This window comes from Rodentibacter myodis, from assembly GCF_001999305.1.
GTDB lineage: Bacteria > Pseudomonadota > Gammaproteobacteria > Enterobacterales > Pasteurellaceae > Rodentibacter > Rodentibacter myodis.
In genome coordinates, this window is the sequence record NZ_MLHQ01000008.1 from 91,468 (window position 1) to 111,532 (window position 20,065).

27 protein-coding genes are annotated in these 20,065 nt (G+C 39.1%); 1 reads left to right on the forward strand and 26 read right to left on the reverse strand.

From position 1 onward, the window contains the following. Positions 1 to 9 precede the first annotated feature (9 nt). The 25 genes from BKL49_RS02800 to BKL49_RS02920 form a co-directional block, all read right to left on the reverse strand. Positions 10 to 894 (reverse strand): TIGR03749 family integrating conjugative element protein, encoded by an 885-nt coding sequence (locus BKL49_RS02800; protein ID WP_077423110.1) that lies wholly within the window; start codon positions 892 to 894, stop codon positions 10 to 12. A gap of 10 nt (positions 895 to 904) precedes the next feature. Further along, the gene (locus BKL49_RS02805; protein ID WP_425271859.1) at positions 905 to 1,549 is read right to left on the reverse strand and encodes a PFL_4703 family integrating conjugative element protein; all 645 of its coding nucleotides are present in this window, start codon (positions 1,547 to 1,549) and stop codon (positions 905 to 907) included. Beyond that, positions 1,549 to 1,917 carry a TIGR03750 family conjugal transfer protein gene (locus tag BKL49_RS02810; RefSeq protein WP_077423111.1) on the reverse strand — a complete coding sequence of 123 codons (369 nt, stop codon included), beginning with the start codon at positions 1,915 to 1,917 and terminating at the stop codon, positions 1,549 to 1,551. Before BKL49_RS02810 ends, BKL49_RS02805 begins: the two co-directional genes overlap by 1 nt. Before the next feature lie 9 nt (positions 1,918 to 1,926). Then, on the reverse strand, positions 1,927 to 2,298 hold the full coding sequence (locus BKL49_RS02815) for a TIGR03745 family integrating conjugative element membrane protein (protein ID WP_077423112.1): 372 nt from the start codon (positions 2,296 to 2,298) through the stop codon (positions 1,927 to 1,929). 28 nt (positions 2,299 to 2,326) lie between these two features. Then, on the reverse strand, positions 2,327 to 2,569 hold the full coding sequence (locus BKL49_RS12860; protein WP_077423113.1) for a TIGR03758 family integrating conjugative element protein: 243 nt from the start codon (positions 2,567 to 2,569) through the stop codon (positions 2,327 to 2,329). Between the two features lie 2 nt (positions 2,570 to 2,571). Beyond that, positions 2,572 to 2,883 (reverse strand): integrative conjugative element protein, RAQPRD family, encoded by a 312-nt coding sequence (locus BKL49_RS02825; protein ID WP_077423114.1) that lies wholly within the window; start codon positions 2,881 to 2,883, stop codon positions 2,572 to 2,574. Positions 2,884 to 3,017: 134 nt separating this feature from the next. Further along, complete coding sequence (locus tag BKL49_RS02830; protein ID WP_077423115.1) at positions 3,018 to 3,707, reverse strand: TIGR03747 family integrating conjugative element membrane protein; 690 nt, start codon at positions 3,705 to 3,707, stop codon at positions 3,018 to 3,020. Continuing rightward, positions 3,707 to 4,072, reverse strand: coding sequence for a hypothetical protein (locus BKL49_RS02835; protein ID WP_077423116.1), 366 nt, complete (start codon positions 4,070 to 4,072; stop codon positions 3,707 to 3,709). Before BKL49_RS02835 ends, BKL49_RS02830 begins: the two co-directional genes overlap by 1 nt. Positions 4,073 to 4,081: 9 nt before the next feature. Beyond that, on the reverse strand, positions 4,082 to 6,211 hold the full coding sequence (gene traD, locus BKL49_RS02840; protein ID WP_077423117.1) for a type IV conjugative transfer system coupling protein TraD: 2,130 nt from the start codon (positions 6,209 to 6,211) through the stop codon (positions 4,082 to 4,084). A gap of 14 nt (positions 6,212 to 6,225) precedes the next feature. Then, positions 6,226 to 6,732, reverse strand: coding sequence for an integrating conjugative element protein (locus BKL49_RS02845; protein WP_077423118.1), 507 nt, complete (start codon positions 6,730 to 6,732; stop codon positions 6,226 to 6,228). Between the two features lie 14 nt (positions 6,733 to 6,746). After that, positions 6,747 to 7,736, reverse strand: a complete 990-nt coding sequence (locus tag BKL49_RS02850; protein ID WP_077423119.1) for a hypothetical protein — start codon at positions 7,734 to 7,736, stop codon at positions 6,747 to 6,749. 11 nt (positions 7,737 to 7,747) lie between these two features. Then, positions 7,748 to 8,518: a lysozyme family protein gene (locus tag BKL49_RS02855; protein WP_077423120.1), complete on the reverse strand. Its 771-nt coding sequence runs from the start codon at positions 8,516 to 8,518 to the stop codon at positions 7,748 to 7,750. After that, the gene (locus BKL49_RS02860) at positions 8,497 to 9,255 is read right to left on the reverse strand and encodes a TIGR03759 family integrating conjugative element protein (protein ID WP_143530795.1); all 759 of its coding nucleotides are present in this window, start codon (positions 9,253 to 9,255) and stop codon (positions 8,497 to 8,499) included. Before BKL49_RS02860 ends, BKL49_RS02855 begins: the two co-directional genes overlap by 22 nt. An 89-nt stretch (positions 9,256 to 9,344) precedes the next feature. Beyond that, on the reverse strand, positions 9,345 to 10,031 hold the full coding sequence (gene pilL2, locus BKL49_RS02865) for a PFGI-1 class ICE element type IV pilus protein PilL2 (RefSeq protein WP_077423122.1): 687 nt from the start codon (positions 10,029 to 10,031) through the stop codon (positions 9,345 to 9,347). A gap of 227 nt (positions 10,032 to 10,258) precedes the next feature. Next, positions 10,259 to 10,975, reverse strand: coding sequence for a TraX family protein (locus BKL49_RS02870; RefSeq protein WP_077423123.1), 717 nt, complete (start codon positions 10,973 to 10,975; stop codon positions 10,259 to 10,261). A gap of 3 nt (positions 10,976 to 10,978) precedes the next feature. Then, complete coding sequence (locus BKL49_RS02875) at positions 10,979 to 11,314, reverse strand: hypothetical protein (RefSeq protein ID WP_077423124.1); 336 nt, start codon at positions 11,312 to 11,314, stop codon at positions 10,979 to 10,981. 191 nt (positions 11,315 to 11,505) lie between these two features. Beyond that, positions 11,506 to 12,096 (reverse strand): hypothetical protein, encoded by a 591-nt coding sequence (locus tag BKL49_RS02880; RefSeq protein ID WP_077423125.1) that lies wholly within the window; start codon positions 12,094 to 12,096, stop codon positions 11,506 to 11,508. Positions 12,097 to 12,268: 172 nt separating this feature from the next. Beyond that, complete coding sequence (locus tag BKL49_RS02885) at positions 12,269 to 12,586, reverse strand: hypothetical protein (protein WP_077423126.1); 318 nt, start codon at positions 12,584 to 12,586, stop codon at positions 12,269 to 12,271. A 127-nt stretch (positions 12,587 to 12,713) separates the two neighbouring features. Further along, positions 12,714 to 12,947, reverse strand: a complete 234-nt coding sequence (locus BKL49_RS02890; RefSeq protein WP_077423127.1) for a hypothetical protein — start codon at positions 12,945 to 12,947, stop codon at positions 12,714 to 12,716. Positions 12,948 to 12,977: 30 nt separating this feature from the next. Further along, positions 12,978 to 13,619, reverse strand: coding sequence for a DUF3560 domain-containing protein (locus tag BKL49_RS02895; RefSeq protein WP_077423128.1), 642 nt, complete (start codon positions 13,617 to 13,619; stop codon positions 12,978 to 12,980). Positions 13,620 to 13,712: 93 nt separating this feature from the next. Next, complete coding sequence (locus BKL49_RS02900) at positions 13,713 to 14,150, reverse strand: hypothetical protein (protein WP_077423129.1); 438 nt, start codon at positions 14,148 to 14,150, stop codon at positions 13,713 to 13,715. Between the two features lie 157 nt (positions 14,151 to 14,307). Beyond that, complete coding sequence (locus BKL49_RS02905; protein ID WP_077423130.1) at positions 14,308 to 14,754, reverse strand: virulence factor; 447 nt, start codon at positions 14,752 to 14,754, stop codon at positions 14,308 to 14,310. 153 nt (positions 14,755 to 14,907) lie between these two features. Further along, a complete protein-coding gene (locus tag BKL49_RS02910) occupies positions 14,908 to 15,342 on the reverse strand; it encodes an STY4534 family ICE replication protein (RefSeq protein ID WP_077423131.1) in 435 nt (144 codons plus the stop codon). A 750-nt stretch (positions 15,343 to 16,092) separates the two neighbouring features. Next, positions 16,093 to 18,099: a DNA topoisomerase III gene (locus tag BKL49_RS02915; RefSeq protein ID WP_077423132.1), complete on the reverse strand. Its 2,007-nt coding sequence runs from the start codon at positions 18,097 to 18,099 to the stop codon at positions 16,093 to 16,095. 140 nt (positions 18,100 to 18,239) lie between these two features. Next, entirely contained in the window at positions 18,240 to 18,551 is a 312-nt protein-coding gene (locus BKL49_RS02920) for a hypothetical protein (RefSeq protein ID WP_077423133.1), read from the reverse strand. Positions 18,552 to 18,642: 91 nt separating this feature from the next. On the opposite strand from BKL49_RS02920, the gene BKL49_RS02925 reads away from it, so the two are divergent. Next, positions 18,643 to 19,338, forward strand: a complete 696-nt coding sequence (locus BKL49_RS02925; protein WP_077423134.1) for a hypothetical protein — start codon at positions 18,643 to 18,645, stop codon at positions 19,336 to 19,338. Between the two features lie 210 nt (positions 19,339 to 19,548). Here BKL49_RS02925 and BKL49_RS02930 read toward each other — a convergent pair whose 3' ends face one another. After that, complete coding sequence (locus tag BKL49_RS02930; RefSeq protein ID WP_077423135.1) at positions 19,549 to 20,019, reverse strand: hypothetical protein; 471 nt, start codon at positions 20,017 to 20,019, stop codon at positions 19,549 to 19,551. Between the last annotated feature and the right edge of the window lie 46 nt (positions 20,020 to 20,065).

The following is a 20,065-nucleotide window of genomic DNA, read 5'->3' on the forward strand; positions in this document are numbered from 1 at the left end:
TTTTACCTCCTATTGCGCGGGCACCGTAACGGTTTTCTTCACAAGTTTTTTCGTACTTGATTTCGTTTTGAGGTTGCTTGGAATGATGGCTTTGCTCACATCGCCCTCCGTGACCAAATAAACCGTTGTTGTATCGTTAAGCGAACCATATTCCCCTATCCATCCGTGTTGGAAAGCGGCTGCATAAAAGTTTCCTTGAAGATAGCGAGGATCTAAATTCACTCGAAATGGCGCTAAGTGTTGTATTTTTACAGCCGTAACGACCATGCCATCTAATCCCCAGCTTTCAAGCGGTGTTGCGCGAACTTTTAAATTGGGGAGTAATGTCGGCAATGATTTAGGTAACTTCATCGCAACCCGTCGAACACCGGGTAGGGGTTCCACTGTTCGTAACGGGGCGTAAAGAGACTGGGCTGCATAACGGACAAGTGCTGCGGGAACCGGCAAGGCACTACGTACTTGATTGATTTCATCACCGCTTGTGTCAGATACATCGGTTTGATTAACATCGGGATGATTAGACTGTACGGCTTCATCAAAGACGATACGAATATTGTCCGGTTTACGTGATGATTCAATGGCTTTCATATCCAGCAAAATATTTTGCCCATTTCCCATATCCCTTAATTGAATTCGATTTAAATCAAAAGGCTCCAATGCGGTAAAATAAACGGCACCGCCCATACTTTGCACTCGCAATTTTCCTTGTAAGTGCTGCGGTATCCCAACTTGTACATTTTTATCGACAAAAATAATTCGTTCCTTATTTGTAACAAGATCAATGGCGAGGGGCGTTCTATCCCACTGCATTAAAATTTCAGCCCGAATGGAAAAGGCAGAAAAAAGTGCGGTCGAAACGGCGAGTGTTTTAAGTAAACGTGCTGATTTTTTCATACAAAACCTACTATTGTTCTTTGTTTTCGCGGTATTCAATGAGTTTTGGAGAACTACGGTAGCAATCAATGGCAAGTCCCCAAGGATTCGCTTCCGGATTTACGTCATAGCGCACAACATGCAAGGGATAACGAACTAAAACGCGTTTTACCGGATTATCTAAAAAGTATTCATCCGTACTTAAATCAAGGGTGACATCCCAGTCATCGGCACTATTAACGGTGACGCGATTTTCTGAAAATCCTCGTCCGGGTATTTCATAGACACCACGAACTCGATCGCGAAGTTCGCCCAAGGCATCTCGCTTAGCATAATCTTCCAATAAAAAATTTTTGCACTGTGGCGTGAAATAGGCGCTGAGTACTTCAATATTTTTTTTGTAATCGGTTCGTCCATCGGTTGGCCAACGATTCAATTGTTGAAAGATGTAGAAAGAAAAGGAATAAACGGAAGCCGGCGGAATTTCCCACCAAGCTTTTGTGGAGCCCGAGCGTAAATCAGGCGGCACATGGATAGTCAAGTTATCCGGTGATTTGTGCCAACCATAACCTAATCCCAGACAGGTTATAAAAAGTCCCACAATCACTAAACGCAAGGAATTAACATGGGCGCGCTCATTACTTAACGCGTTTTTAAATCGACTCAATATACTCATTAGAAATGCCCTTTTTTGTGGGAACGATGAATTGACCAGTGTGTTTCTTCTGCAATGAATTTTGATGGAGCGCGTTTAAATTGGATATATCGCTCAAACCAAGCATCAGGTTTTCCTCGTTTTAAGCGGGCGATATATCCCCCGCCAAAACGAATACTCCCCCAACCTAAAAGGAGAGCAACTGCCGGAATGATGTACAGACCAAGACCAAATAAGAGCACTACCAATAAACCGATTACAGCACCAACAATGGCTCCTATTCCTGCAACAACAAAAATTTCAGTCATGGTCATTCCCCGAAAGACGGTAGGTGAGCGATTGATACGCTCAGGGAGAAAGGTAATGGTTGAATGAGAATGCTCTTGCATGGGATATCCTTATAACATATCCGTCGCTTTGGTAATTAACCAAATAATGACAATAAGAAGTCCTACACCTACCCCGCAAATCATACCGAATTCGCCCCATGTTTTTTTACCGGCGCGCACTTCTCTAAAGGTTTCAATCGCCGAACCTGCGACGACAAAAAATGCCCAGCAACAAGCAAGTAAACCTAATAAGGTGGCAATATCATAACCATAGTTTTTGATGGTTTCCATAATACCGGCTCCCTCTCCACGACTAGGAGCGTCCATTTTAGGAATACCTTTACCGCCAGTAGCGAATGCATTTCCGGTTTGTAACGCCAGTAATGGAACGGCAAGTGCCGCTTGTTTACCATATTGTTTCAATTTCACGAATGTTTTCATTGGATGTTCCTTAATATTGAAAATAAACCTAATGCAATAAAAAATAGCCCATAATGCAAAGAAATAAGATGCCACGCCCAATCAAACTGCCAAAGGTACTCATCTTCATGTTCCCCTCCCGCAAATCTTTAAATGCATTTCCCCAGATATACGCCAAGACCAGGAAAATACTAACAAAAATCACGCCTATGATTAGGGTATGAAGTTCGTAAGGTGTCGCACCTGAACCGGCTTTAAAAGCATTTTGAACTACAGATGACTTGTCCGACATAGTTAGTTTTTCCGGACTTTATCGTAATAACCGGAAAGGCTTTTAAGTTTGCGAGGATCGCGTGGTTGGGCGCGATCACCGTTAATATAGAGATTAATCCCTTGCTTAACGGTATTAATATCTTGATGCGCTTTTTGATAGTCAAAATAGAGGCGACTTTTTAGCCCGGCATTCGCACTTTTTTGGGCACGTACTAAGGCTTGTTTAGCCGATTCCAATTGTCTCATTGCTTGTTCTAATTCCCCAGTTTCATCGGCATAGCTCACCGTAGAACACGCTAATGAAAAAAGGAAAATGAAGGCATAATTACGCATAAATTTCTTGCTCCAAAAGTTAATTTTATTGCGAAGAAATAATGCAAAATTTAGGAAGGGATTGTAATGAAAAATCCTATTGAGGAATTGGAGAGTTTATCTTAAAAAAGCCCGATATAGTGGGCTTTGGTTGATTACAAATATTTCTTGAAATTGGCGGCAGTAAAAGAAATCAGTAATCCAAAAAAAATAGCGGAGGGAATTAAAATCCAGTTCGGATGAATTGAAAAGGGAATGGAAAGATAAAGTATCCAGGCCAATAACATCACAGGGAAAACCGCTCTTTTCGCATGATGATATTTAAATGCCGATTCCCGACCGACACCAAAACGCCGTAAATCCCGCTGAACCAATCCATCAACAACCCCCACTAAAGCAGCAAGCAAAAATAACGGACTGGTGAGTCCAATAATCATTAAGCGAATAATGAAAGTAATAATGACATAAAGTCCTGACTCAACATAGTCACGTAGATAATGGTACGCCCAGGCTCCCCAGTCCGAATTTGACGGATTATTTAACCAGCCTTGAATACCGGTTTTCACAAATAACCAAGAGTGAACAAGTTCAATAATATACTCGACAAATTGAACCGGCGAGCTATATAGCAAACTTTGTTGGAAATCGGTTGAAAACCACTTAAACTCATTTTGCATCACCAATTTGCTGTGTAAATAACCGGGTGGTTCCCAGTACTGAAAGGCAATACCAACCCACTCAATGAGAATACTCAAGATGAGTGAAAAAATTAATGTGCCAATTATTTTACAGGGAAGAAATTCCTTTTTCTTTGGGGAGCGATTTTCTTGTTCTTTTTCCGCCATTAATTTACCCTTTGTTGGGAAAGTCGCTGACACTGAACCAGTACATTACCGGGATATTTTTGGGTGAAACGCAACCAAAAACTAAAATATCCCTCCGGTAATTCGTTCTCTGACGGAATGTTTTCATCATGGCTCCATATTTCAATACCATATTGAGCGAGGTAGCGATCAAGTTGATGCAAAGACCATTGATGTGTTTGCCACGCCGGAAAAATCGTTTCTGCAAAAAAGATAAGACGCTCATTGTCAAATTGACCTGATGAAGATGCGCCGAGAGGCGCGCCCATATCAATATCTAAGTTCACATAACAATCCGGTATATCTGTAATTCGCATTTCAATTTTTGTTTTTTCTGTTGTCATCATACTTTTCTCTTAATGTAATTGCATTTTGGAAAGCTGTTCAAACGCTTCTATCGCTTCTTTATTCGGCTGATAATCATGTACACCTTCCCACCAAGAATCCGTCGATTGATAATTACTGCGCATATAATCGGCAAGTTGCTGTAAAGATGAAGGCATCATATCATCTTTATCTTCAACCGGCAGTGGCATCCTAATCTTCCACAGCTGTGAGCCTTCAATTAAGGCAAAAGCCTGTCCTTTTGGTAGATTAGTAATATCCGCGGTAGAAAGCATCGGCTTTGATTTCACCGTCACCCGATCGCTCGTATTTGAACCAAAATCTTCATATGATCCCGGATTGGTGTTATCGTTTGAGCCGGAAAGCGCCATCACTTCCAGCACGCTCACTTCATGGAGATTTTTCGTTAAAACTTCCGCTGTGGCTTGTTCTTTAACCCGCAACATCACAAGAGTATTAAAGTTACCAATAATTTGTCCTGCTTTGGCTCTATCTTGGGTGCGGGCTTGGATATCAGAGATAGTTTGCGTATAAGCCGTTACTTGAATACCCGCACCACCGCCTTTGTTAATGAGGGGAATAAACTCATCACCGATTAACTCATTAAATTCATCACAATGCACATTTATCGCAATTTTACTTTGTTTCGCATTGGCTTGCTGAGGCAACCCGTCATTCACCCCAAATTTGTAAATATGGCCGGCCATCGAAACCAAATCAGCAAACATCGAATTACCGACGGCAGAAGCCACGGTTAAATCCGATAATGCATCCAACCCGATATAGACAATACCACGTTTACGAATGACTTCTTCCCAGTCAAAGATCGGGCGCGTATCGGTAATATCCGAATAATCAGGGGAAAGTAACTCGGCAACTTTACCTGATGTTAGTTTTTCTAATAGCGGTAATAGGCTTGCCACAATCTTATCAAAATAGGTTTTATCGTAGCGTACCGCGCTACATAGCCCATCAAGGACGGGATCAAAAATTTGTTGGTCTCGAATATATTGATCGACCGCAATAACTTCCGGACTACGTCCCCGCATCGGGAGTGATGATTTATTCGGATCAACTTTAGCGGCGGCTTCAAGAATAGTTAACCAAATTTTTTTATCTTGTCGGTCAAAATAAAATTTTGCGTAATCAAGGAAAAGTGAATCAATACTTCTCACATAGCGGGCAATTTGTTCATAGTTCGGACGGCGACCCAGTTCAACCAAGGCACGTGCAATGATATTTGTAAATCGCCAAGCAAATTCTTTAAAGGCGGCTGAATTCCCTGAACCGCTGAGTTGTCCGGAAATCCGTGAGGCGACTTCGGTGATTTTATTAAAGCGTCCTACCGCATTATAGCGAGCAGAAATATCGGGCCATCCCAAATGAAAAACATAAAATTCGTTCTCACGTCCTGCACGTTTCGCTTCGGCGTACATCCGTTTAAGAATATCCGCATCCCCTTTCGGATCAATAAATATCACCACTTCCCGCTCATCAAAAGTCTTACCGCGATGAATATCTTGTATCACAAATGTTTCGGCAAGTCGTGTTTTTCCAACCCGTGTCGTCCCCAATACTAACATATGACCAACACGGCTACTGAGAGGAACCGTTACATCCGTCTCATTTAATTCAATCCCGTGAATTGCCGGAATCCCTTCAACCGGTGGTAACGGTCTAAATGGATTAAATCGACTGTCTTTTGAAGTCAGTTTGGCAATCAAGCTATCACGATGCTTTTTTTCGAATTCACGTACACAAGTAAACGTCTTTGAAGGAAGCATATATTTTTCAGCCGATTGCTGAAAACAATCATGTAATCGTTGCGTATGTTTTTGTTGCCAACGAAATCCCTTACCGAGAAAGAGATCTCGTTTTAACACCGGTATTTGTTTACTGGATAATGCATAATGGGGTAAACGTTTTAAATTTCGGTGATAACGTACAATTTGCCATCCTTCGTGTGCACGTTTAGCACCAATTAAACCAAATCCTGTCGCCAAACCATAACCGACGTGAGGTTGTAGTGCGACCGCCCAAGGGGCATAAGCACAAAGTCCGGCAGACATCGCACAAACGGCCGTGGTATAGAATTCAACAGGCGGACGTAATAATGCTTCAACCAGGTATTTATTACTCATATTTTGCCCTCGACCTACTGACTTATCTGAGAATCCGTCATTAATAAGGGATAATGATTAATACCTATACGATCGGCAAGCGAGTCCGCTGAAACCGGCATTAGAGGTAACTTTGGTGCTAAATCACGCAATTGAGCCAGTTCCTCAGGCGTATTGACATTAATAACCAAGCCGGTCGCTGAAAGTGTAACCAACTCTTGATAATGTGTTTTTAACCACTGTTTTGATACCTCATCAGCACCAATTAAGAAAAGAGGCATTGCACCGGGTAAATTAACTTGTTTTGACTCAACTTGACCAACCGTCCACTTATGCGATACCACCGGAAGTAGCATATTTTCAGAAATTTCTCCCGGAATAGCATGAGGATGAACCGGCGCATTTTGCGTATGTACCGGCTGAATAGCCTCATAAAATCTGACCGCACTTTCCCCACCTAAATCGGCAATCACCGCTAATTCTGCAAATGAAGACATAGAAAGGAGTAATCCGCCCCATAAAAAATGATTTAATTTCTTCATTGTTTTTGTCCTCATCATCTCTCCACTTTATCATTTACTTCGCGATACTCTTCGCTCTGATGCCATTCATCACTAAATTTTTCAAAACGACCAAATGGAAAAGGAAAATCTTCCGGAAAGGTAATATGCGCTTGCTGAAAAAATTGAATAATTTCGTGGCCATATAAAATCTTTTTATCAATTAGCATCGATGTGAGTTGCTTATAGACAGGTAAATTTAAATGAAAATATGCTTGTAATAGCTGCGTTTGTTTCGCTTTTAAGGTACTCAATTTTTCTTCGTTTGCCTCAAACTCAAACCGGGACGATGGCGCAATATAAAAGATGCCTTCAAAATAGTTTTTTAAATAAACGCTAGCGCGATTGAACCATTCACCATGATCAGAAATAGAGCCTAACGAATTATCCTGCAATAAAATACTTTCGCCCTCACGACCGGCAAGTAAGGTGAGCATTTCCCATTCAATAAATAACCGACTTTGTGTTACACGTTTAGCAGTAAAAGCGGAAACATACCCTAGACTTGCTGTGCTATCAGTATGTTCTTTCACTTCTACTTTCATAGACCGCGGCAGTTGACCTAATGCGGCATAAACCAAAAGATGACCGGCTTCGTGTGCGCCAACATATTGAATATCCTGAGGGGTCATTTTTCTATGGATAACGACGCCTCCTCCATAGCTTCTACCTTGTTCATATTCTTTTTGAAAGAAAATAGAACAAACGAAACGCACAATCTTTTCAGTGAGAACAAAAAACACTCCAACGGATAAACAAAAGCGATACAAATCCATAAAATACCGGCGATACTCAACCGTATTAGGTTTTATTACAGCGAGCTCTGATAAGGTTGTTTCAAAATTCACCGGTAAAAAACGATATAACCAAAAGAAGCCATAGAAGGCGAGTGAGACAACAAAAGCATTTATTGTCATGATGACAACTTGACGTATAAACGGAAAAATATGATCTCTCAAATGAAAAAATAATGGTATTTTAAACATCTTCATTCCTACTACATTTTTGTTGGATTAACCCAAGTCATTTGAGCATCTGATGGTTCAATCCAAATAATAGACGGGTTATTGACCGTACTTTGATGTAATGATGACATTGATCCTATTTTTGGTTTTTGCTCATATCGTGGCTTAACCCATACCATTTCAGTTTCCTTTTGGGTAACCGGTATAAAATTGGCAATCGATTTATGGCTGTTATACCGTCCTTTTTGATAAGCAATAAATTGCTTCACGGACATTCCACGTTTCATCCCATTACGTCGCATATTTCGGATATCTTCAGCAGTTGAACGCCCTAAAATGGCACGATGTAAACCGTCTAAACCAATGTTATGCGCTAAATAGAGATTTTCATCTGTGGGCTTAATACCTCGTTCTGCAAATTTTTCTAAATGCCAGCGAGCATAAAGTGCGGTTGCCAAGGTATTGATATAGCGATTATGACGTGGATCGAACCGGGTATTTCGATTTTTAGCCGTGATCGGACGCATTCCAATACGGTATCCCTCAACGGTATTAGCGAGAAAATTCCAGGTTCCTACCGTAAATTGTCCAACCCCGGTGGCACCGGTAGGCGAGATATTTCCTGTCCAACCATTTTCAATTTTAACCAGTCCCCGTAACATCGTTTCACTCACCTGATAGCGATTTGCCGATTCTTTGATGTAACCATCAATTTCACGTCCAAATCCTTCAAATCGGGCTTGTGCAACCAACGGTAAAAAAAGAAGAACACTAAACGTTATTAATAAGCGAGACTTATCCATTGCCCTTCTCCATCAATGCCGAACGCCGCCGGCATTTTTCCCTTCGCATATTTCGCCCAACTCAAATTCGTGTCGTGATTTAACGTAATTTGACGTTTTTTGACTTTTTCAACATTGATATGATTTGCTAACGCCCAATCCCGAATCTTGCTATCATCTTTTTTGCTATCTACAACATAGATATCAACTTGTGTATCGCCGGCATAATTCAGTAATTTCATCATATCGATCACACACGCTTTGCAATCAATACGGGTGAAATAAATAATTCGCCGAATATTACCTGATTGGATCTGACTATCGCCCACTTTAAATGGTAAAGTGTCCGGGTATAACTCGTTAAAAATCTTTGTGTAAGCAATCTGGAAAGCGATCTCTTTTTCTGCCCGCTCAAATTCTTTTTTGGCAAGTAATCGAGCATAGTGCATACGTTCTTCCTCGGTATTCGCCTCAACACCAAGTGCGGTTAAGGGATCGATATTAGGCGTCCAAATACCTCGTGCGCCTTGCTTCATCAGCGTTTCATATTGCCGCCAATCCTGCTCGGTCAATCCCCACTCTGTCCATTTATCCTCCATTGAAGACGTCATTTGTGTTTGTTGCTGAGTTGATATTTGGGGTTGAGAAGTGATTTGCTTTGTTAAAGGGGTATTTTGAGGGGCTAAATCCGCTAACACCGGAGAACTCAACGAAAGCGAAACAAAAGAAAAAAGAAGGAGGGATTTTACGGGTTTCATAGTCGCTCCAATAAATAAAATCATTGGTGCGACTATGCCAAAAAGGGAAAAAAATCGTAACGAGAAATTCTATCGTGATTAGAAATAATTTACTTCATACCAACATCCGCATCTACCCGTTCTTTGGGCGGAGACGGCAATGGAATCGAGGATCGTTTTTCAAAACAGACTTGACGACGTGTATCATCAACAACCAATTCAAATGCCTCACCAACAAGCATTTGTAGCGCATCACGTAATCGCATTGCCCCAAATTTATAATGTACTTTTGGTAAAGGACGCCCAAATAGTTGGCGGGCATCATCATCTGCCGGAAAGGCACATAAATTATAGCCAGTATTATTTAAGGTTGTCTGTAATCCTTGACGTACGGTTGCCGTATATTGTTTTTTCTTTACCGGCACATTCACATCGACCAACTGCTCCAAAAGATATTTTTGTCCGCCAATTGGTGCACTGGTTACAAGCGTATAGCGACCATAACGAATAACTTCCGGGTATTCTTCATAGGTGGTATTTGTATAAATATCATTTCTCACTTTGCGATAAGGACTCATTTCTTGAATATTCTCTTTCCCCGGAGAGACAGTTTTTACCGTTGTACGGATGGTTGTATTCGGAATAGTGGTTGGTTGCGTTACCGTGATACTGGGTGGTGTCGGCATAGGTTCACCGGGAGAAAGCATATTTTCATCTGTGGCTACCGTTTTATTTTTTGCACATCCGGATACCATCAACAGCCCGGCAATCGTCAATACAAGAACCGTTTTTTTCATAGTCACCTCAAGTTTTAGAGAAATAAAAAGACGGTGTTACTATGCAAAAAACAAACTTTCTTTTTAATAAAAAAACAGAAAAAAGATTTAAACAATTTTCAAGGATGAGGCCGTGATAACAAATTTAACTGCTGACAAAACTTTTTTCCTAAAATATCAACCCTAACTATGGATAACTCTTAATAGAATTTGAATAATTTATTGTTCTTCAAGTGAAGATAGAAAAATCACCCAATGAAAATAAATTTTATGGTAACAATCATCAACAAGTGAATTGGGTAAAACGCGTAAAAAACAACTTTCTTCATTCGCTCTACGCCAGGTGTGCTACGACGGATACCGCTTGGAGAAAAAAGATAATAAAAAGTCACAATCAGGCTTAAAACAACAAGGTATCCTAATCTGCTATTGAGAAATTGATAATTCATCAAACTGCCTAGCAATATACAACAGCTCATTGCAACAAGCCGATCTTGGCGAGTTTTTACTTGGAAAAAGAGATAACAGGCTAGACAGTAAAGCAGTCCAAATAATGAATAATCAGCGTGATATGAAATAAAGAAGAAAATGGCATAAAATATTCCTTGAAGTCCATAATGGAAAATATGGCGCACTTGATATACCCAGACAACCCCAATAACGGAAAAGAACTGAAACAAGGTATTCAAACGCCCATATTCCGGATTAAAAGCCTTAAAAACACTTTCAGAGAGTAATGCTGTAATCAACATCCAACAGAAATACTTCGAAAAATCAATATGATCTCGTGATAAATTTAACGCAATAATAAAGCCGAATGTTAAATAGGAAAATCGCCCAATAACCCGAAATAACCCTAAAGCGGGATAGTTCGCACTGAAAGCGGCACCAATATGATCAAGCACCATTGTAATCAGGGCGAGCCATTTCAACCATTCAGTTTGAGATGATGTTAAGTAAGGCATAATTTAATGATGAGACCGTGATAACAAATTTAACTGCTGACAAAACTTTTTCCCCACATCGATAAGTTTTTGAGGAATAGCACCATTACATATACCACGATGCTGGTCTATTATTTTTGCGGTACACCATTTATTTGCTTTGAAATTGAAATAATAAGCGGAAATTTTTCCGGTTTTTACATTTTTCTTATACCGATAGAAATTAAAGAAGGTTAATGTAATGAACCGGCTATCTTCTTCGAATTGATAAGCGCGATAGAGCTTATATTCAAAGATTTTCGCTCTCATCGTTCTATAATATTGTGTTAATTCTTCGCTACCAAATAATACTTTTTTCATTTTCGTCTGATATGAAAATACGCCTGTTATCACATCATCTACGAATTAGCCTGCACTTTTAACAAAGAAATCAACTTGAACTTAAAATAAAAAAGCATACTCAATCTCTCGACTCAGTATGCTTTTTGAAGTGTAAATCATAAATGAAAAGTTGTTTTAATACCTTTCATTGTTAGTATGGTTTCTTATGATTAATATTCATAAGAAAACATAATGGTTGTTGAACTGCGATCAGCCTCTGTGATCACAAACACGGTTTCACCATTAACCGTATGAGAACTCACGACCCGACCCTGACCATTCGCACCAAGATCGTTTAACAGCCAGTCTGATTGGCAAACATTTCCCCAATCATAATTTGATTGTTTACGGATGAGCTGATGGATATCATTATCGCTCAGTATCTCAGATACAGCGATCGTTTGAACCACCTTACCTAATGGAAACGGTTGTTTAAACACATTTTCCGGTCTCCAGGTAAAATACCCACGACCTTCATCTTCGGCTTCCGCTGAAAAATAAAGTGTCGTGACATTTTTCTCAGAAGTGCGGTCGGTAAATACGGTCACTTCACCAACCGGTACCCGATAGAATGAAACTATCGCTTCTGCATCCGGATGAGGGGCAACGGTGTAGCCGTTAAATCCCATTAGTTCCGGGAAAGATTGTCCCTGCTCTTGATAGTTGACCATCAAGTCAATGGTTGAATCGCTCAACATTTCACAGACTTTACGGGAAAGTAAAACCTGCCCAATTTCAAAAAAACGATTTTCTTTACACATAGAAGTTTCTCCTAAAATTTTAATTGGTTTAAAAGTAAAGGGAAGCTTCCACCTTGAGGGAAGATTTCCCCCAAGGGTAAGTTTTCGTTAGCTCTTCATAATGAGCGTGATATTGTTAAAGTAATGACGCGTTGACTTCCTCAAGTGAGTTGAGTGATATGAAGACATTACCTCAGATAAGTTGATAAGTGTAAATGCCGTTACTTGGTACTGTCACACTTAATCGGTTAAAAAAACGATAAAGAATTTCAAATACCATATCACTGCCACAACCTTTAATCACAATCACATTACTACTGCCATTGTTCTGGATTTTCTCGTCTATCACATTGGCAATATCTTTACTGATGTTAATCAATCTTTCATCAATATTGATGTAGAACGCAATATGACGAACCAGACGGTTACGGCTCACTTTTTTTACCGCTGCACTGATGATATATCGCTCATTTTTATGGCGAATTAAATAATCAACCACGTTTAAGTTCATTGATATTCTCCTCATATTTATTAGGAGAATATCTCCCATAGGGAAAATATTCCCCTATGGGTAACGTTTTAATCAAAATAACACTGACGGCTAAAACGCAGTCAAAATTGACCGCACTTTTAAGTCACTATTTTGAACCAATCGTGTTTACTTCCACGACTTTATAGTTTAAATATCCGTGATGAATAGAGGGAGGGTTATGCATTTTGCATAACTCTCCAATCCGGAGTTGCGATACAGGGATATAAGCATTTTCAATCGGATAATTAGATACACCGACATCAATTACTTTCCCATCCGCTTCAGTTATGATTCGATGTAAATCTTGTCCTTTATCTTCTAAGATAATTTCATATTTCATAGATTGCCCCTTTTATTGCCAGGTAAATATTTACGCCCAAAGGATTTCCGCTAATTTCACTTTCTTCTCAAGTTCATTAACCGCTTTTTTTGCATAAGTCAGTGAAAAGGAATGTTCTCGTTTTTCGGGATTGGCTTTCAATTCTTGGTGTTTCTCTTTGGCTTTTGCCAATTCAAATTGAAAGAATTCAAGGCTTTCCGGCATAGATAAATCAATTTTATCTGCCCGACTTTCCCAATAAGCAATTTTTCCATCGTAACTTTCTGCTTTTTGTCTTTCTTCAACCGATTTTTCCATCCGTCGATGATTACGTTCAAGCAACGCACGATGGCGCTTTTCACTATGGTGACCGACTTTAATCGGTTCACCCAAACACAAAAATTCACGTCCTTCCTGGGCTGCCTCAAAGAATTGATGGCTACGTTTCATCGCATTATGCGCGGTATCTTGATAATGCTGTGCTTTTTTCTCTGCACGTTTTTGGCTATCAATGCCGTCACAACGCACAAAAGAGTAAAAATAGTATTCCTCATTTTGTTTAACCAAATTATGGATTTCTACTTCCACTTCTTTACCATATCGACTGGTCAGCACGATAATATCGCCCTTATTATGGGCTTCCGGACATTTTGCGACAAAGACGTTTGGGGCAAATTTTGCATAGGTATTCATTGTATTTCTCCTCGATGTAAAAGAAGGGAAATACATCTCCCAAAGGGAAGGTATTTCCCTTTGGGATTGTGAAATTAAATTAAAGTTTAAAGCTTAAAACAGCTTTCTTCGTGAATATCCGGTACACCCTCCGACTTTCTCAATATCAACAAATAAATATTGATATTTATCGTAAAGTTTTACCAGTGGATGTGTCCGATTTAATACACTACGACAGATAGCAGGTATACCAAAAAAATACCAAGGTATGGGTGAATCATACACATCGTATTTTTTTACTATATTGAATGCATCAACCATATGCAGATAATCGATATCCTGCGTGGCTTTTTTTAATGCCACTGCGATATCGGTATTTAACCGAGATAAGATATCCACCCAGCCCGGCGAAGATTGAATACGTTGATTAAGATAATCCCGCAAGTCCATCAAATCATCTGCATAGACACATAATAGATAAATACTCTCCATCACGTCTTCATAAGTCGTTTTACGGGATAAAGTAGGTAAAGGTAAATGTGTTGTCATCATTTTGTTTCTCCTATTCAAACAGAAAAATGAAAGGGGAAACTCCACCAGGGAAATTTCCCCGATGGGTAAATGAAAGGTAAATGGTCAAAGTGCGGTAAAATTTGACCGCACTTTTCTGTTAGTGTGGCATAGAATACGAACGATGCTTAATAAAAAATTACTCCGGTAACATTTTATTTTCCTGAGCATATTGCAAAGAAAATTTGCGTTTACTAATAATCTCTTCGACTTTAGTTTCAGGCAAACCCGCATCTAATAGTTCAATTCGTAAATCCTCAATAGCTTGATTAAATCGTTGTCTGGCACGTTGAACACCTTCAACAATAAATTGAGCATTAAAATCATCTTTCAATTCATAAAATTGAATATTAGATGCACAAGAGGCAAACCACTCAAATCGAGCTGCCACATCTTGTAATGCTAAGGTTCCATGAGCCTGCTTTATACCGATTTCACTAAGATAAACCGTGCCTTGAATATTGGTAAATCCATATTGTTTCAAAACACGTTGAATATCAGCATAGGCATTGCGCCAACTTGAATTATGATAGCGTTGTTCTAAACAATGCGTATCCATATCAAAAACGATAAGTGTACGATCCATAAATATCTCGTAAAGTTAAAGGATTGGTTAATCATAACACAAGGAGAAATGACCCATGAAGGGAAAATTTCCCCCTGCGGGTAATGAAAAGTATCCATTATTTGGGTAAAGAAAAGACCAACAAAATTGTCGGTCTTTATCGTTAAATACTGATTATTGGTTTTCACCTTTCTCAGCAGATTTAGCTTCTCGTTTATATTTAACTTCACCATCGATTTTAACCATATCGATGCGAATTAAACGCCCTTTTAAGGTTACACCGACATCACCTTTTTTATGGTATTGAGTATCCTTTGAGTAAGTAAAGGTCTCCGTCCATATATCAGAGATGTTGAATGAAATAAGTACTTTTTTCTTTTCATTCACGGCTTTTTGACAACGTTCAATTAAACCAACGGCTTCTTTTCCGGTAACATTGGTATCAAAATAATGATACGCCAAGTCATCGGAGGCACCCACTAAAGCGGCGATACGGCACGCTAAAAAAGGAGAACCTTTTTTAGGATTAACTGTGCGAATATCACTTAAATAGCCAACGCCGGTCGTGTGTAAGTTAAAATAAGTTTTAGATTCAGTTTGAGTAGACATAATGTTTCTCCATCAGTAAAAAAAGCGGAGAAACATCCTTACCCAACACGGGAAAAATGTTTCCCGCCAAGGGTTAAGAAGTAATGATAAGTAAAATGAAGCGTTCCCAATATAACAATTGGAGCTCTTTTCAGAACGCTAAGAGACATTTATTTCCCGGCTCATCAACGATGAGAAGTTGCTCTTTCAAGGGAGGGCAACATTTAAGTGCTATCAACGATAGCGGCTTAGGATTAGAAGATAGTGTTAATGTAGCTATTCCAAAACCAAATAAATATGTTTAATTAAATATTGTGTTTAGATAATAAAATAACCCCTAGACAAATGCCTAGGGGCTATATGGATGAGAACAAACTTGATAAAGTGGGCTATATAACACAAGCAATCATTGCATTATCCTCGTCAAAACATAATACAACAATATTCTTCTATTATTCGGTAACAAAGTAGCCTTTTACCGATACAACGCGCATTATTACAATGCAAAGGGCACTCAATGTTTCACCGGTGAGCTCCGGTTTGGATAAATGAGCATTGCTGCAAGGACAAAAGCATACCTCAAATACACTTTTGTCCTCACAACAATTTAATCAGTAAAGTCATGATGACACGCATCGTCATAGTTTAGACTGCATTCCTGCCAACGACAGAGACCTTTTCAGAACGCTGAGGCACATTTAGGCGTATTGATAACCGACAATACAACACGGATATTTAATGAGAAAATTCTAGCAAATATCATCACTAACATCAAACCAGTATACGTGTACGTTCCGTTGTTGTTCTTTTTCTTGCTTTGCGCTTACCACCAATATTTTCTAATCCATCACACTTAGGATACTGAGAACATCCCCAAAATGCACCATTCTTTCCTTCCCGTTTGATCATCGTAGAACCACATTTCGGGCATTTTTTTATTTCAATATTCCCTAGTGAAATACCTCTCGTCAGACATTCTTTCATCAATTGGCGAACAAATTGCTCTTGTCGTTGCATAAAGACATCAAGTGAAAGACTTCTTTCTGCAATCTGATTGAGCGCTTGTTCCCAAAGTGCGGTTAACCCCGGGTCTTTTAACATCTGAGGCAAATTATCAATTAAGGCTACCGCTTCTTCTGTTGCCAACAAGGATTTTCCTTTTTTCTTCAAAAATCCTTTATCAATCAACCCCTGAATCGTACCGGCTCGCGTTGCCTCCGTACCAAGTCCTTCCGTTTCCCGCAAACGTTGTTTTAATCTCTCATCCGTCACAAACCTTGCCGCATTTTTCATTGCCGTTAATAGCGTTCCCTCCGTAAAATGATTAGGCGGGGAGGTTTGCAATGTTTTCATTTCCGTATCGATGACCCGACAAGTTTGTCCTTGTTTTAAGGTTGGTAAAGGTTGTTTGGATTCATCTTCTTCCTCTAACGTTTTGCCAAACAAGATTTTCCAACCCGGTGCAATTAACACATTGCCTCGTGCAGCTAATAGATGTTGACCGCACTTTAACACTATTTGGGTTTTATCCATTTCACAGACCGGTAAAAACTGAGCGAGATAACGACGGCGAATCAAATCGTAGAGCTTAAATTCATCCTCCGACATTTTACTGATATCCACTTTTACCATTGTTGGAATAATACCGTGGTGCGCCGTAATTTTCTTATCATTCCAAATACGGGATTTTTGATGAAGATTTAATGCGGCACTTAAGGGTTGCAATCGATTGTCAGACTGCATCAAGTATTGAATAACCTTAGGCGCTTCGGCAAGTTGTGATTCCGGCAAATAACCGCAATCGGTTCGTGGATAGGTCGTGGCCTTATGGGTTTCATAAAGGGATTGTGCGATATCTAATACTTTTTGCGCCCCTAATCCATACAGGCGGTTCGCCTCAGATTGTAGGTCACTTAACGCAAAACAAAGTGGCGCACTTTGTTTTTCTCGTTTGGTTTCAACAGACTCGACATTTGCTTGACCGATTTGGCGTATCTGCTGATTGGCAGCCTGTATGACTTGCGTTGATAAACAAAGTCCATTCGCATCACAATATTGTTCAGGAATGATGTATTGTGTAGAGAAAGGTTGTGTGCCATTAGAAAGGACGACCTGCAAGGTGAAGTGCTGCTTTGGGACAAAATTTTTAATTTCGCGGTCACGATTCACGACTAAACTCAATGTAGGGCTTTGTACACGTCCTACGCTTAATGGTTTGCCCTGATAACCTTTTTGCTGAGCAAGCAAAGTAAAAAGGCGGGAGAAATTCATTCCAATCAGCCAGTCGGCACGACTACGAGCCAATCCCGCATAATAAAGGGGGAGGGTGTCTTCATTATTCTTTAATGCCCCTAATGCTTTGCGAATACTGACATCATCTAAACCAGATAACCAAAGGCGTTTTATTTGCCCCCGAAATTTAGCTAAATCAAGCAGCTCTCGGGCAATCGTCTCACCTTCCCGATCAATATCTGTCGCAATCACTACTAATTGCGTTTGCTTGATGAATTTCATCACAATATTGTACTGTTTTTTCGTCTCTTTTTTAGGTAAAAGTTTCCATTGTGACGGAATAATAGGCAAGGTTTCAAATGCCCATTTCTTAAATGCCGGGTCGTAGTCTTCCGGATTAAGTTGCTCAACCAAATGTCCGACACACCATGTCACAAAAATTTGCCCATCGGGAGTCGATAAACACCCATCACCACGTTTTGTTGCCCCTAATACCTTGGCAATATCATTGCCTTGAGAAGGTTTTTCACACAAAAATAATTTCATTATTACTTCAACTCAATACTATTTCATCTTCTTTTTTTCTGAAGGGTATATTGCAGAAGATCCCATTCAAAATTTCTAAGTAATTAAGTTGAATTTAGATAAGTTTTAGTATAGAAGTAATGGCTAATTGTTATAAATGTTTAGAGAATTTTTTTATTGTCATTTTTTATGAAGAACGATTTTAATTCTTTTCGATAAATATCTGTTGTTTGAATAGCAAGAAGTAGCGGTCGACATGCCTCACAAGAAGAAATGCTCTCTAATTCTAAGCTAGGATTACTTTGATGGCGACTAACAAAGTCTTCCCAATCGTCAGGATATACACCACCATGAATGGTGATGAAAAAATCCCGAATATCATCTATTGGCGCAGACATAACCCAGTTCTCTAATTCTTCTTGATAGTCCGACATAACTTGTTCAATCGTTCGAGGAAAGATAGATGATGACATAAAAACCCTTTTTTAATTGTATTTCCTATAATTAAATCGAATCAATGAAACCTAAACAATCGATAATTCAATTACAAGAAGGAGAGTATTTATGGGATGGAAGAAAATTAGAATTGATTTTGCCACAACAGTAAAATGTCAATTTTGTCCTCGACATATTACATCAGGTAAGGCTGTGATTGTCCAACACGATAATGGGATACTAAGTTATGCCGGACCAAGCTGTGCAAAAGATCCAAATAAAGTGGATAACCCTAAAGAAAAAATTATAGATGTAACGAAAGGGTGTGTAGAAGAACATACCTCCACTAAAAATAAAGCACAAATAGCAATCAATCCTGTGCAGGATGAGGACTTGCCTACGTCATTAGATGACGATAACTATTTTGACGAAAATGCGGCTAAAGCTTATTTGTTGTTAAGATTTGAAAAACTTGCTCACGTTCAAAAAATTTCAGATTTTAGGTCAGAAAAATTAAGTGGCATTTATCAAAAATATGTGGCTGATAACAAAATATCACCAGACGATGAAAAATACCTTAATATGGTCATGTATGGTGATAAACATCCGGAGTTTACTTATAAATCATTACAATCACTTTATGCTACTGATTTTTGGTTAAGGGTATTTCTAGAAAAGAAACCGGGGCATAGATTTATTACAAGTTTACTGGAACAACTTCATCAGTACTTAAAGCTAAGCAAAACTCAGATGGAAAAACTAAATGAATGCTTTACTGAAATAAAGGGAATGAAAATTACACTAAAAACAAATTCCTTTGGATAAAAAAAGCCCCTTTCATCGTGGGGCGAGAATCATAGAATGAGATGAAGGGTCAAAGGATTGACCGACGGGATCTCAAGGAAAGTTATTATTATAGAGTACTGCACATTATAGAAACCGGTCATTCAAACAAAAAGGGAAAAAACAAAAAAATAATTTTTCAAAAAAAAGCTCCAACATTTGTTGGAGCAAATAAGGAGAATTTACCATCTATTATTTTATTGCTTTTAAAATATCTTTCTTAACTTCGGCAGCCACATCCGGTGTACCGCGAACTTTCCAGTATACTTTACTATTTTTACCATCCTTTTCAAGACTAATATCGAGGTAATACTGACTTTTATTACCGAATGCACGAGCCATGCGATAATAAACACCCGGATTAGTTTCATGGACGATACCATCTTGTTCCATTTGCTGTATTTTCCATTTACGTACATCACCGTACGCTCGCCCTAAATATTCATCTTTAGTAGGAAAATTAAATTCACGTTTTAATCGTACATAAAGCGTATCAATATCTCGTTTAGAGACAGCTTCATCTTCAATAGATTGAGTAGCACTCACACCAAGCGTTTTATTTAACTCACCGGCAAACTCACCAATCTTATTATTAATTGCCGTCAACTCTGCACATCCACTTAAACTTAATGCAGCCAAGGAAATTAAAAATACTCTTTTCATAAATTATGCCCCGTTATTCAATGAGAATTCAATTTTATGTAACTCA

Coding starts and splice junctions, on each gene's coding strand:
- BKL49_RS02800 (WP_077423110.1), bottom strand. CDS start 894: ATGAAAAAATCAGCACGTTTACTTAAAACACTCGCCGTTTCGACCGCA.
- BKL49_RS02805 (WP_425271859.1), bottom strand. CDS start 1,549: ATGAGTATATTGAGTCGATTTAAAAACGCGTTAAGTAATGAGCGCGCC.
- BKL49_RS02810 (WP_077423111.1), bottom strand. CDS start 1,917: ATGCAAGAGCATTCTCATTCAACCATTACCTTTCTCCCTGAGCGTATC.
- BKL49_RS02815 (WP_077423112.1), bottom strand. CDS start 2,298: ATGAAAACATTCGTGAAATTGAAACAATATGGTAAACAAGCGGCACTT.
- BKL49_RS12860 (WP_077423113.1), bottom strand. CDS start 2,569: ATGTCGGACAAGTCATCTGTAGTTCAAAATGCTTTTAAAGCCGGTTCA.
- BKL49_RS02825 (WP_077423114.1), bottom strand. CDS start 2,883: ATGCGTAATTATGCCTTCATTTTCCTTTTTTCATTAGCGTGTTCTACG.
- BKL49_RS02830 (WP_077423115.1), bottom strand. CDS start 3,707: ATGGCGGAAAAAGAACAAGAAAATCGCTCCCCAAAGAAAAAGGAATTT.
- BKL49_RS02835 (WP_077423116.1), bottom strand. CDS start 4,072: ATGATGACAACAGAAAAAACAAAAATTGAAATGCGAATTACAGATATA.
- traD (WP_077423117.1), bottom strand. CDS start 6,211: ATGAGTAATAAATACCTGGTTGAAGCATTATTACGTCCGCCTGTTGAA.
- BKL49_RS02845 (WP_077423118.1), bottom strand. CDS start 6,732: ATGAAGAAATTAAATCATTTTTTATGGGGCGGATTACTCCTTTCTATG.
- BKL49_RS02850 (WP_077423119.1), bottom strand. CDS start 7,736: ATGTTTAAAATACCATTATTTTTTCATTTGAGAGATCATATTTTTCCG.
- BKL49_RS02855 (WP_077423120.1), bottom strand. CDS start 8,518: ATGGATAAGTCTCGCTTATTAATAACGTTTAGTGTTCTTCTTTTTTTA.
- BKL49_RS02860 (WP_143530795.1), bottom strand. CDS start 9,255: ATGAAACCCGTAAAATCCCTCCTTCTTTTTTCTTTTGTTTCGCTTTCG.
- pilL2 (WP_077423122.1), bottom strand. CDS start 10,031: ATGAAAAAAACGGTTCTTGTATTGACGATTGCCGGGCTGTTGATGGTA.
- BKL49_RS02870 (WP_077423123.1), bottom strand. CDS start 10,975: ATGCCTTACTTAACATCATCTCAAACTGAATGGTTGAAATGGCTCGCC.
- BKL49_RS02875 (WP_077423124.1), bottom strand. CDS start 11,314: ATGAAAAAAGTATTATTTGGTAGCGAAGAATTAACACAATATTATAGA.
- BKL49_RS02880 (WP_077423125.1), bottom strand. CDS start 12,096: ATGTGTAAAGAAAATCGTTTTTTTGAAATTGGGCAGGTTTTACTTTCC.
- BKL49_RS02885 (WP_077423126.1), bottom strand. CDS start 12,586: ATGAACTTAAACGTGGTTGATTATTTAATTCGCCATAAAAATGAGCGA.
- BKL49_RS02890 (WP_077423127.1), bottom strand. CDS start 12,947: ATGAAATATGAAATTATCTTAGAAGATAAAGGACAAGATTTACATCGA.
- BKL49_RS02895 (WP_077423128.1), bottom strand. CDS start 13,619: ATGAATACCTATGCAAAATTTGCCCCAAACGTCTTTGTCGCAAAATGT.
- BKL49_RS02900 (WP_077423129.1), bottom strand. CDS start 14,150: ATGATGACAACACATTTACCTTTACCTACTTTATCCCGTAAAACGACT.
- BKL49_RS02905 (WP_077423130.1), bottom strand. CDS start 14,754: ATGGATCGTACACTTATCGTTTTTGATATGGATACGCATTGTTTAGAA.
- BKL49_RS02910 (WP_077423131.1), bottom strand. CDS start 15,342: ATGTCTACTCAAACTGAATCTAAAACTTATTTTAACTTACACACGACC.
- BKL49_RS02915 (WP_077423132.1), bottom strand. CDS start 18,099: ATGAAATTATTTTTGTGTGAAAAACCTTCTCAAGGCAATGATATTGCC.
- BKL49_RS02920 (WP_077423133.1), bottom strand. CDS start 18,551: ATGTCATCATCTATCTTTCCTCGAACGATTGAACAAGTTATGTCGGAC.
- BKL49_RS02925 (WP_077423134.1), top strand. CDS start 18,643: ATGGGATGGAAGAAAATTAGAATTGATTTTGCCACAACAGTAAAATGT.
- BKL49_RS02930 (WP_077423135.1), bottom strand. CDS start 20,019: ATGAAAAGAGTATTTTTAATTTCCTTGGCTGCATTAAGTTTAAGTGGA.